This is a genomic window from Methanobrevibacter sp. (genome assembly GCF_051877095.1).
Taxonomy (GTDB): domain Archaea; phylum Methanobacteriota; class Methanobacteria; order Methanobacteriales; family Methanobacteriaceae; genus Methanocatella.
In genome coordinates this window covers 91613-102502 of record NZ_JBJEIO010000007.1, presented here as the reverse complement: position 1 = coordinate 102502, position 10890 = coordinate 91613, and the positions used below count along the sequence as shown (strand labels likewise).

Genomic DNA, 10890 nt, shown 5'->3' with positions numbered 1-10890 from the left:
GGACTTCTAAATTATCTCCCTCTATATATATATATATTCTTTGATGTATTCCAGTTTTTACTTTCTTCTTTACAAGGTCTTAAAGTACCCGTAGATTCTTTTTGAGATTCTTTAATAGCTTGTGTTTTACCTGGCCAAGTAAAACTATATCTTTCTTCAGAATCATCAATATCTTCACCTAAGATTAATTTTAACTTTTCAAAATCAATTTTATTTTCAGTTATTACATCTGGAAATATTTCTTTAAGTTTAGAAATATTATCTGAAACGATATCTTTACTTTTACCAGTTAATTTTATTTCATCCACATTAATCACCTTTTAATTTATTTATTATTTTCTTGATAAACAAAATTAGATTTATTATCTATTGAGCTTTTACTGTCAATATAATCAATCCTTAACAATATTTATAAATTGTTATTATTTTTATAAAAAAAGCAATATAAATCTTTATAAATAAAATTATTTAATATATTTATATATTATTTCTAAGGAGTTTATAAACAATGTAAATATTTGGTAAAGATAGGAATATTAGATATTTTTTTGTATACTAAATGTTTACCTGCTTTGGTAATAGCAGACCCTGAATTAACAATCAATGTTTATTGTGAAAAAGGTTATAATGAAGAATGGATTAGTCAAAGATTAATAGATAATTAGAAGCAAACACTGGAAAAAGGTTGTAAGTAAAAAAACAGTAAATAATCCAAAATTATTAGATAAAAAAATAGTTTTGGGATATAAATACTCTCCTTGAGTGTCGATAGTTTGTCGACATTCGCCGATAAAAAAGTAGTTTTGTAATATGGATGTTTTTATTTTTAAAGAGGAGTATTTTCTACTCCTCTAAACGACATATATTTTATTATAAATGTTATTTAAGTTGTATTTATTATATAAAAGTTATTATTTGAAATATTGACTGTATTGCAGATATTTGTGATTGTGTTTTTCTTGTTAAAATCTTTAAAGAAGAGTCATGAAAACAGCATTAACTCTATAACTTGACAAAACATGTAATTTTATTCGATGAATATGTCTTTGAATTAAAAAAACTCAAACATTGATGATTCATATTTTTCCAAACAATATGATACTGAATTAAAATAGTTAATATATCAAGAGGATTTATTAAAAATTATAAATGCCAAACATATTATTATTGGCTTGTTGGTATAGATTTATTCTAAAAAACTATAACATTTAAATAGTACATAGGATAATCTTTAATAAGCATTATAAGAGGTGATAAAATGCGTAAGATTATAATGTTGTTATTAGCATTGATTCTTGTTGGTATGTTAATGCCAACTGGATTTGCAACAGATTCTAATGTTGTAGTAACTTATGGTGAGACAACCTATTCAAATTCAAATTACAAGTCTTTTGTTGACAATTTTTTTGTCAAACAAGGAAATGTTGATATTAATAATGTAGATGTAAAAACAATCACCGCAGATCAAGTAAATCAAATATCAAGTGGTATTACCGGTAAATCATATAATTCAAATCAAATATTGTCCTCTGCACTTGTTGATTTAAATGATAATGAAAATTTAAAGGTAAGTGTTGATAAATCCAAAATTACCACTATAACTGGTGATATGTACCTTTCAGCTTTAAAATCTGCTGGAATAACAAGTGGTCATGTGTATGTAACAAGTCCGGTTCAAGCATCTGGTGAATCTGCTCTTGCAGGAATCATGAACTCTTATGAAGAAGCAACTAATGTTCAAATTCCAGATTCTGTAAAAGAAGCTGCGAATGATGAAATTTACACCCAAGCAGAAATTGTAAATAATTCAGGTGTAAATGCAGATAGTTTATCTAACATGGTGGATCAAGTTAAAGAAGAAGTATCTAATAGTAATATTACAAACCATGATGAGATTGTAAATATTATCAACAATCATGTTGAAAACAATAATATTAATATTACTAATATTGATATTGAAAACTTAGCAGATTCTATTGAACAAGTACAAAATGTACAAGGTGATGTTGAATACTATCAAAATCAGGTAAGTGAATTTTTAGGAAATAATTCATCTAGTGAATTTTCTCTAGATGGTCTATTTAATTGGGTTAAATCTCTTGTAAATGGGATTTAATTCTTACTTTTTTTTTAAATAATTTTAATTAACCAATATTCAAGATAACTGTTTAATTAAAAAAGTATTTTAAATCCAAAAAACATAATTTATAATATTATATTTTAGTGGATGGACTATTATGAATATTGGAAAGTTAGTTGGAAATACTCCATTGATAAAAATTAATTATGAATATGAAGGAAAACTAAGAAGCACATATTCTAAACTTGAATTTTACAATTATTCTGGAAGTATTAAAGATAGAATAGCATTAAACATTATTGAAACAGAAAGAAAAAACGGTAATTTAAAAGAAACACAACCAATTGTAGAAGTTACAAGTGGAAATACTGGTATTTCATTTAGTGCAATTGGTGCTTTATATGGTCATGATGTTCATATTTTCATGCCAGATTGGGTTTCTATTGAGAGAAGAAACTTAATTGAAATGTATGGTGCTCATGTTCACTTAGTATCTAAAGAGGAAGGAGGATTTAAAAAAGCTTTAGAGCTTGCAGAAGAATTTGCAGTAGAAAATGATGCATATAGACCTCTCCAATTTGATAATCCATTAAATGTAAAAGTACAAGCTCAAACAGGCCAAGAAATCTTGGATGACATTGGTGATGTTGATGCTTTCGTTTCAGGCATAGGTACTGGTGGAACTCTTATGGGAATCGGTAAGAGATTAAAAGAAAGTAATCCTAACTTTAAATTATTTGCATTAGAACCTAGTACATTATCTATTCTTAAAATGGGAATGGAAGAAGGTAGTCACATGATTGAGGGAATTGGTGATGATTTTATTCCAGGAATCATTGAAGAAGAGTTAATTGATGATATTGTACTTATTGATGATTTAGATGCAATTAACATGTCTAAAAGACTAGCTAAAGAATTTGGTTTAGGTGTTGGGATTTCTAGTGGTGCTAACTTCCTTGCAAGTGTTTTAATTAATACAGATGATATTAAAATAGCTACTGTTTTTGCAGATGATAATAAAAAGTATATTACTACTAAATTATCTGAAGAACTTGACAGTAATCCTAATTTAATTTCTAATAAAATTAAGCTAATTAATTTTGAAGTAATTTAAAAAAAATAAGTTAAGTGAAGTATTTAAACTTCACTTGTAGTTAAAATAGTCATATTTTCTGTGTATAATGGTGTTTCATCATTAAATGAGTCAACTACTTTGATTTCTGCTTTTGCTGGGTTTTGTTGGTCGAAATACAATGCAGAAATTTTATATGTTTTTCCATTTTCAGGATTTGCACTACTCCATCCAATTGTTGAATCAATTACTTTTCCATTACTATCTAAAAAATCAACATGTACACTTAAATAATCAAAGTTTGAATCTAATTTAATGTCTCCAGTTATATAACCATTATAATATCCATAGCCGTCATTTGTTATATTTTGGGTTAAATTGCCGACTGTCACTGAATTTTCAGCATTAATTTGGTATGCTGCTCCACCAGCTATTAATAATACAAATAATAAAATAACAGTTAAAATTGGAATTGCAAAGAGTTTTTTGTTTTTTGTATGATGTCCTTTAAGGTATAATGCTAAAACAGCTGCAATAATAAATAGAATAGTAGCTATTTCACCAAAGCGACCAATGAATGTGTAGATTAAAAATCCAGTTGCAATAAATTCAATAGCAGCTATTAATGGTTCGTCGAATTTTTCCATTAAAATGATTCCTAAAACTCCTCCAATTACACCAACTGCCATGGCTATTAGGATACTGTCCCATCCTAGTAGTAACGGTGTACTTAAACCTTCAGCAATGGATATGATTATTCCAATAACAGCCAAAATCAATGGTGATTTAGTTACAAATTCATTTTTATTTGAGGATGTATGATGTTCAAATTTCTTTATTTTCTGTTCATTGAGATTACTATTAAGATTGAAGCCACAGGAATTACAAAATTCTGCGTCGTCATCTAATTCTGCTCCACACTTTCTACAATATTGCGTCATTTATTTATCTCCTTTAATTAAACATTATGTATTTCATTGTATAAAAATTAGATAACTGACTAATATTAAGTATACATTTTCTAAAAATGAATACATTTATATAGTACATTGCCACAATATTATATTGTATACAAAAACCTATTTTGTAATACAAAATGGATGTGATACAATGACTGACCAAAAAAGAAAATTTGAATTTGGAAATGAAAGATTCGGAGGATCATACACTCCAGGTGAATTTGAATTCAAGTTCCCTGAAGACATGAATCGTGAAGAATTTGAAAAAATGTTTACATCAAGAATGCAGTATTTACACAAAAAAGGTAATGATTTAGCAGAGGAAATGTTTGATTATAAATCTAAAAAAGAAAAATTAAAACCTTTAAGCATTCGTGTAAAACAACACACAAAGGATTTTTTTAAAAACCAATCACTACTGTCTGCAAGGGATGTCCTTGAAATGTATGAAGAATATAACAATGGTAGTGAAGCTTTTATTAATTCACTAATTGAGGATGAAAAAAGGCTAGAAAAGGAATTAGTTGAAATTCAAGAAAAATTACATAATGCAAAGCTATTTAAAGATAAGTTGTCTGAAATAAAACCTCAAAAAGATGTTTTAACTGATGAGGAGAAAATCATAAATTTACATAATAATTATCCAAATAGTGAAATTAAAGTTTTTGGCAATGAAACTTCCTCTCAAAAAGCTAAAAGTGATATTATAAACAATATTCAAATGTACAATACTCTTGATGTTCATTTATGGGATAATCAGTATATTGTCATTACTGTTTATACAAATGCCCAACCAGTTGTGTATTATTTCAAAAATGAATATGATAAAGATGATCTTTTAGATGTTATTTCACATATTGAAGAGTTTTGCGATAAAAATGAGATTTCTTTTAGTAAAAGTGAAAATTCATAAAATCTTAAAGTGTGTAAGTATTTTTTTCACACTTTAATAATTTCTATTTTTTCAAAACCAAACTATAATGATTGGTTATGGTGATGGTAAGTCCTTGATTATTTAAATGCTATTTTTAATAAGTTTTAATCATTTAAAAGGAATAACACTCCTTCAATAATCAAAACAATACCAATAATGATTGAAATGTATATTGCTTCATTAAGAGCAAATATGGCAAGTGCTATTGATACAATACCCATTATTAAAACAAGTATTGATGTAAATGCAGATATTCTATTTAATTTTGAGATTAATCCACTTATTCCAAATACAATCATGATAATTCCAACAATATAAAATTGGAATCCTACTAAGAATGAAAGAGCATCAATATAGAATATAAATCCTATTCCTAAAACAATGGATATAATCCCGATTATTATTGGAATCATAGAGTATGAAATTCCATCTTTTCTCATATTGTATCCCATAAATACTGCTGAAATACCAAAAAACACTAAACTTAAACCAACAATTATTGAGATTAGCTCTGATGAAAACATTGGGAATAATATGAATATTAAACCAAGAATAATAGTCAAAATACCAGCTAATTTGTTGCTTTCCATTTTTTCACCTCCATTAAACTAATTATTTATATAATGATAATATTATTTATAAATATGTCTGAATTTGAAGAAATTATAAATACAAGAAGAAGCATTCGTCAATATCAGGATAAGGGTGTTGATGATGAATTAATTTTAAATATTTTAAAATCTGGAATGCAGGCACCTGGTTCTAGACTTGGAGCAGAACCTTGGGAATTTGTTGTAGTTAAAAACAAAGAAACATTAAAAAAATTAGGTGAAATTAAACCACGTGTAACTGATGCACCTGTTGCAATTGTACTTGTTGCGAATATCGAAAGAGCATTTTATAAAACTGTATGGCAACAAGATATGGGTGCAGTAGCTGAAAACATGTTACTTGAAGCAGTAAACCTTGGATTAGGTGGTCTTTGGAATGGAGTTGCACCTGAAGAAGAAAGAATGGCTAAAATAGGTGAGATAATCGGAATTAATGATATCACTGATTTAAAACCATATTGTATTATCACATTAGGTTATCCTGCTGATGGTTTTGAAAATAAATTCATGGATAAATTTGATGAAACTAGGGTTCACTATGAAAAATACTGAATTTGATTTTGAAAGTGTTATTGATAGGAATAATACTAATTGTCTAAAATGGGATTGTTTTGATGATGATTTGCCGATGTGGGTAGCAGATATGGATTTTAAAGTAGCTCCAGCTATTGAGAAAGCTATTTTAAAAAGAGCAATGCATCCGATATATGGATATTCAATTGTTCCTGATGAGCTATTTGAATCATATATCAATTGGTGGAATAGAAGATATGATTTTAAAATGTTAAAAGAGGATATGTTGTATTCTATTGGAATAATGCCATCCATATCATCAATGATAAGATGTTTAACTGATGTGGGTGATGATATATTAATACAGTCTCCTGTTTACCATGTATTTTATTATGTAATCGAAGAGAATAATCGCAAGATCCTAGAAAATGAATTGATTTATGAAAATGGCAAATATATTATTGATTTTGATGATTTAGATGAAAAGTTATCAAAAGTAAAAATGATGATTCTTTGCAATCCTCATAATCCAATTGGTAAAACTTGGTCAAAAAAGGATTTATTTAAGATTGGACAATTATGCACTAAGCATAATGTTATCTTAATTTCAGATGAGATTCACTGTGATTTGACAGATCCTGATATTAAATATAATCCTTTTGAAATTTCATCTAATCATAAAAAAGCAATTACTTGCTTATCACCTTCAAAATCATTTAATGTTGCTGGTTTTAAAAGTTCTATAGTTCATACAAAAAATAAAGAGTTATTTGAAAAAATCAAAATGCAATTACATGTTGATAATTCAGATTCATGTAATGTGTTTGCAACAAGTACAGTAATTGCAGCTTATAATGATTCTGAAGAATGGTTAGAGGAACTTAAAAAAATATTATTTGAAAATAAAAGATTTGTTCGAAATTATCTAAAAGAAGAATTACCAATAATCAGATTAGTTGAGTGTGATGCGACATATCTACTATGGCTTGATTGTTCTAGTTTAAATATTTCATCAAATGAATTATCTGAGTATCTAAGATTCAATCAAGGTTTGTTTTTATCGGCAGGTAGTGATTTTGGTAAAAATGGAGCTGGTTTTTTGAGAATGAATATTGCATGTCCTAAAAAATTATTAAAAGAGGGATTAGAGAGATTAAAAGCAGGTATAATCTCCTTGAATATTTAGTGGTTTAGAAAATCTTGGATTAACCAATCAGATATGCTAATGTCTGATTCATATCTTGTAATTTCTTCTTTTTTAAACCATTTTGCTTTTAAAATTTCATCTCCATCAACAGTTATGTCTCCAGATTCATATTCTGCTGTAAAAGCAAGCATTAAAGAATTTGGAAATGGCCAAGATTGACTTCTTTTATATCTTAAATTTTTTATTTTTAATCCCACTTCTTCTAATACTTCTCTTTTAACTGCTTCTTCAATAGATTCACCAGGCTCAACAAAACCAGCAATTAGTGCATATCTTATTGTTTCATGATAACTGTGCTTTGCCATGAGTAGTTCATCACCTTTTCTAATTGCAACTATAATTGCAGGAGCAATACGAGGATAATGATTTTGCCCGCATTTTGGACATATTAGCATCATGTCCTTTTCATCTATTTGTGTTTTGGTTCCACATCTACCACAGAATTGATGGGAAATATACCAGTCATTTACTAAAACTGCTTTTCCAGCAATATGGTAAAGGTCAGGATTGAATTCATAAATTTCTCTTAATTCATAAAATGATTCATCACTGTTAACATTAATAACAAATGCTCGTTTATTTTTGTATGTTCCAATATAAAAACAAAAGTTAACATCAAATTCATCAATAGATTTTGCTAACTGTTTATTATCATCTAAAAACAATTCTCTTTTTTCATTAAAAATAAATAAATAATCACCAGTATTTGGTGTAAATGTTTCATTAAAATCAATTTGGTAATTCTCATAAAGGGATTTTTCAATCATGTTAATTAATATGTTTTCAAATTACTTAAAATTTATATTATATTACAAACAAAAATTAAGTTGGTGATATTAATGGTATCTGAAAATATGGAAAAAGCATTAAATGAACAATTAAATGCTGAAGTTTATTCTGGATATTTATACTTATCCATGGCAGCTTATTTTGAAGATGAAGATTTAGCAGGATTTGCTAACTGGATGAGAGTACAAGCAAATGAAGAATTAGAACATGGAATGAAATTCTATGATTATATTATTAGAAGAGGAGCATCTGTTACTTTAACTGCTATTGAAGCACCTCAAACTGAATGGGATAGTCCACTTGCAGCGTTTGAACATGTTTTAGAACATGAAAAAACTGTAACAGGTCTTATCAATGATTTAGTAAACATTGCTATTGAAGAAAAAGACCATGCAACTAACAACTTCCTCCAATGGTTTGTAGAAGAACAAGTCGAAGAAGAAGAAAATGCAATGGAATTAGTTGCAAAAGCTAAATTAGCTGATGGGGACAACAGATTAATATACGAGTTAAACAAAGAATTAGCTACTCGTGCACCATCTGAAGACTAGATTCAAATCTAGTCTAATCTTATTTTTTTATATTAATTTCACTATACATTTGAAAATGCTAAATTAAAGGTTAGCAACTTATTTTAATATGACAACATTTATAAAACTTTATTTACATATAATTATAAGATAAATTTTTATAAATTGGTGAAAAAATGATAATTAAAGCACCTTCAAGAATACATATGTCTCTTATTGACTTGAATGGGTCATATAGAAGAGTCGATGGTGGTATTGGATTAGCATTAGCTGATCCCCAATTTGTTTTAGAAATTGAGCAAATTGAAAGCGGAATAGAACTTGAATTCACAGATAATGTAACAGATGAGGAAGCTATTGAAGAATGTAGGGAAAAAATTCCTGATGCAGCTAGAAAAACTGTTGAATACTTTAAAATTGATTCTGGTTTCAAATTTATTGTTCATAATACTTATCCTCCACATTCAGGATTTGGAAGTGGAACTCAAATTGCTGTATCGACTGCACATTTAATAACTGAAACTATGGGTATTGAAGTAGAAAGTAACCTACTCAGTAGCATTGTAGGAAGGGGAGGAACCTCTGGAATTGGAACATACACTCATGACTTAGGAGGCTTTATCTTAGATGGTGGACATAGTAAGGAAGAAAAACCATTATTCTTACCTTCAGGTGCATCCCAAGCAAAACCCGCAACATTAATTGCAAGATATGATTTTCCAGAAGAATGGAACATTTTAATAGCTATTCCAGAAGTTGAAAAACATATGGAGGGGGATGACGAAGTGGATGTTTTCCAAACTTATTGTCCTATTCCAAAAGAAGAAGTAGAACAAGTATCTCATTTAATTTTAATGAATCTTGTTCCGTTCATGCTTGAAAAAGATATTAAAAACTTTGGATGGGCTATAAGTGAGCTTCAAAAAGTTGGTTTCAATAAATTAGAACATTCCCTTGATTTTAGTTATTTACCAATTATGCAAGCTATTGAAAGAGCAGGAGCATATGGTGTTGGTATTTCTTCATTTGGACCAGTTCTATACACTGTTTTTGATGAATCAAATGAGTTTATTGTAGAAAAAACCAAAGAGATAATTGGTGAAAGTGGTACAGTATTTGTAACCAAAGCACAAAACCATGGATTTGTTATTGAAAAATAATATTTTCCATTTCTTTTTTTATTAGTTTTATTGTCTTAATATTTTTATATCTAGATTGAACAAATCAAGAATCCTATTTTGAATATATGTTATTCCAATTGAACAGATTAATACAATAATATAGTTTAAAACCCAATTTAATTCTCCCAAAATTATTGGTATTATTGTTAAGAACAATATATGCCATAGATAAATCCAAAGTGAAGATTTAGAACAAAACTTAATAAATCTATTTTGTTTTAAATTAATTCTTTTAAATATGCTAAACAGTAAGAAAGATACAAATAAAGCATAGCTTATGTAGTATATTGTTGGTGGATATTTCATAATTTGTGTTGGTTGAAACATTCCAGTATTCAAATAAATCAGATATCCAGAAACAATAAATGTAAATAAACAAAGAACTGAAATAATTCTATCAGTTTTAGGGTTTGTTTTTTTAGAAATCATTCCAAGTAAATATATGATTCCATAAGGTACAATATAAGCTAATATGAATTCAAAAATAATATTCCATTCATTTATTTTTAAAAATATAGCTATTTCATAGAGAATATAAATCAAAAGTAGGATTAAAAATTGAATATAATCATTTTCAATCTTATCGAAATAGTATATTATAGGAGTTATGAATGTACAAATGAGAAATATTCTTATAATCCAAACATATGATAATCCATCAAGTAATAAAAAGCTATTAATTATAAAATTAATTTCATATGGATAAGTTCCATTTACTGAAAACATTGTCATTATTGAAAAAAATACAATTAGAAAAATCCATGTTGGGAATAATAGACGACTAATTCTCTTCCAAAAATACCTTAAGAATGATTTGTCTTGTTTAAGGTTTCTCTTAAATGAGTCAACTGCAAGGAATCCTGAAATCATCACCATCAAAGGAACATCGAAATTTCTAATTTGCAGTATGCCTGTATCTGTTGAAATATGGGCTAATATGATACATAAAAGACCAATTACTTTTAAATAATCTATAAATATTACTCTACTTGAATTCATTTATTTCACGTAAAA

Annotated in this window: 12 protein-coding genes; 7 read left to right on the top strand and 5 right to left on the bottom strand. The window is 27.6% G+C overall.

From position 1 onward, the window contains the following. Positions 1-11: 11 nt before the first annotated feature. Positions 12-308 (bottom strand): hypothetical protein, encoded by a 297-nt coding sequence (locus tag ACI389_RS05705; RefSeq protein ID WP_439780579.1) that lies wholly within the window; start codon positions 306-308, stop codon positions 12-14. 950 nt (positions 309-1258) lie between these two features. Between ACI389_RS05705 and ACI389_RS05700 the strand changes: the two genes are divergently transcribed. Both ACI389_RS05700 and ACI389_RS05695 read left to right on the top strand, forming a co-directional pair. After that, positions 1259-2116 carry a DUF1002 domain-containing protein gene (locus tag ACI389_RS05700; RefSeq protein ID WP_439780578.1) on the top strand — a complete coding sequence of 286 codons (858 nt, stop codon included), beginning with the start codon at positions 1259-1261 and terminating at the stop codon, positions 2114-2116. 121 nt (positions 2117-2237) lie between these two features. After that, positions 2238-3194 carry a PLP-dependent cysteine synthase family protein gene (locus ACI389_RS05695; RefSeq protein ID WP_439780577.1) on the top strand — a complete coding sequence of 319 codons (957 nt, stop codon included), beginning with the start codon at positions 2238-2240 and terminating at the stop codon, positions 3192-3194. Between the two features lie 23 nt (positions 3195-3217). Here the strand turns inward: ACI389_RS05695 and ACI389_RS05690 are convergent, their stop codons facing one another. Continuing rightward, positions 3218-4093: a zinc-ribbon domain-containing protein gene (locus ACI389_RS05690; protein WP_439780576.1), complete on the bottom strand. Its 876-nt coding sequence runs from the start codon at positions 4091-4093 to the stop codon at positions 3218-3220. A gap of 169 nt (positions 4094-4262) precedes the next feature. Between ACI389_RS05690 and ACI389_RS05685 the strand changes: the two genes are divergently transcribed. Further along, complete coding sequence (locus ACI389_RS05685; RefSeq protein ID WP_439780575.1) at positions 4263-5024, top strand: hypothetical protein; 762 nt, start codon at positions 4263-4265, stop codon at positions 5022-5024. Positions 5025-5149: 125 nt separating this feature from the next. On the opposite strand, the gene ACI389_RS05680 is transcribed toward ACI389_RS05685, so the two are convergent. Beyond that, positions 5150-5635 carry a DUF308 domain-containing protein gene (locus ACI389_RS05680; protein ID WP_439780574.1) on the bottom strand — a complete coding sequence of 162 codons (486 nt, stop codon included), beginning with the start codon at positions 5633-5635 and terminating at the stop codon, positions 5150-5152. Positions 5636-5689: 54 nt separating this feature from the next. Here ACI389_RS05680 and ACI389_RS05675 point away from each other — a divergent pair, with 54 nt between their 5' ends. Together ACI389_RS05675 and ACI389_RS05670 are read left to right on the top strand one after the other, a co-directional pair. Next, positions 5690-6208 carry a nitroreductase family protein gene (locus ACI389_RS05675; protein ID WP_439780573.1) on the top strand — a complete coding sequence of 173 codons (519 nt, stop codon included), beginning with the start codon at positions 5690-5692 and terminating at the stop codon, positions 6206-6208. Next, positions 6195-7355, top strand: a complete 1161-nt coding sequence (locus ACI389_RS05670) for a MalY/PatB family protein (protein ID WP_439780572.1) — start codon at positions 6195-6197, stop codon at positions 7353-7355. The genes ACI389_RS05675 and ACI389_RS05670 overlap by 14 nt, the downstream gene beginning before the upstream one ends. On the opposite strand, the gene nudC is transcribed toward ACI389_RS05670, so the two are convergent. Further along, positions 7352-8143, bottom strand: a complete 792-nt coding sequence (gene nudC, locus ACI389_RS05665; RefSeq protein ID WP_439780571.1) for an NAD(+) diphosphatase — start codon at positions 8141-8143, stop codon at positions 7352-7354. The two genes, ACI389_RS05670 and nudC, sit on opposite strands and share 4 nt — an antisense overlap. A 72-nt stretch (positions 8144-8215) precedes the next feature. On the opposite strand from nudC, the gene ACI389_RS05660 reads away from it, so the two are divergent. Both ACI389_RS05660 and ACI389_RS05655 read left to right on the top strand, forming a co-directional pair. Beyond that, positions 8216-8716, top strand: coding sequence for a ferritin (locus ACI389_RS05660; protein ID WP_439780570.1), 501 nt, complete (start codon positions 8216-8218; stop codon positions 8714-8716). Between the two features lie 155 nt (positions 8717-8871). Continuing rightward, positions 8872-9855 carry a beta-ribofuranosylaminobenzene 5'-phosphate synthase gene (locus ACI389_RS05655; RefSeq protein ID WP_439780569.1) on the top strand — a complete coding sequence of 328 codons (984 nt, stop codon included), beginning with the start codon at positions 8872-8874 and terminating at the stop codon, positions 9853-9855. A gap of 27 nt (positions 9856-9882) precedes the next feature. Here the strand turns inward: ACI389_RS05655 and ACI389_RS05650 are convergent, their stop codons facing one another. After that, positions 9883-10875, bottom strand: a complete 993-nt coding sequence (locus ACI389_RS05650; RefSeq protein WP_439780568.1) for an acyltransferase family protein — start codon at positions 10873-10875, stop codon at positions 9883-9885. Positions 10876-10890: the final 15 nt, after the last annotated feature.

Coding starts and splice junctions, on each gene's coding strand:
- ACI389_RS05690 (WP_439780576.1), bottom strand. CDS start 4,093: ATGACGCAATATTGTAGAAAGTGTGGAGCAGAATTAGATGACGACGCA.
- ACI389_RS05695 (WP_439780577.1), top strand. CDS start 2,238: ATGAATATTGGAAAGTTAGTTGGAAATACTCCATTGATAAAAATTAAT.
- ACI389_RS05670 (WP_439780572.1), top strand. CDS start 6,195: ATGAAAAATACTGAATTTGATTTTGAAAGTGTTATTGATAGGAATAAT.
- ACI389_RS05700 (WP_439780578.1), top strand. CDS start 1,259: ATGCGTAAGATTATAATGTTGTTATTAGCATTGATTCTTGTTGGTATG.
- nudC (WP_439780571.1), bottom strand. CDS start 8,143: ATGATTGAAAAATCCCTTTATGAGAATTACCAAATTGATTTTAATGAA.
- ACI389_RS05680 (WP_439780574.1), bottom strand. CDS start 5,635: ATGGAAAGCAACAAATTAGCTGGTATTTTGACTATTATTCTTGGTTTA.
- ACI389_RS05660 (WP_439780570.1), top strand. CDS start 8,216: ATGGTATCTGAAAATATGGAAAAAGCATTAAATGAACAATTAAATGCT.
- ACI389_RS05650 (WP_439780568.1), bottom strand. CDS start 10,875: ATGAATTCAAGTAGAGTAATATTTATAGATTATTTAAAAGTAATTGGT.
- ACI389_RS05675 (WP_439780573.1), top strand. CDS start 5,690: ATGTCTGAATTTGAAGAAATTATAAATACAAGAAGAAGCATTCGTCAA.
- ACI389_RS05655 (WP_439780569.1), top strand. CDS start 8,872: ATGATAATTAAAGCACCTTCAAGAATACATATGTCTCTTATTGACTTG.
- ACI389_RS05685 (WP_439780575.1), top strand. CDS start 4,263: ATGACTGACCAAAAAAGAAAATTTGAATTTGGAAATGAAAGATTCGGA.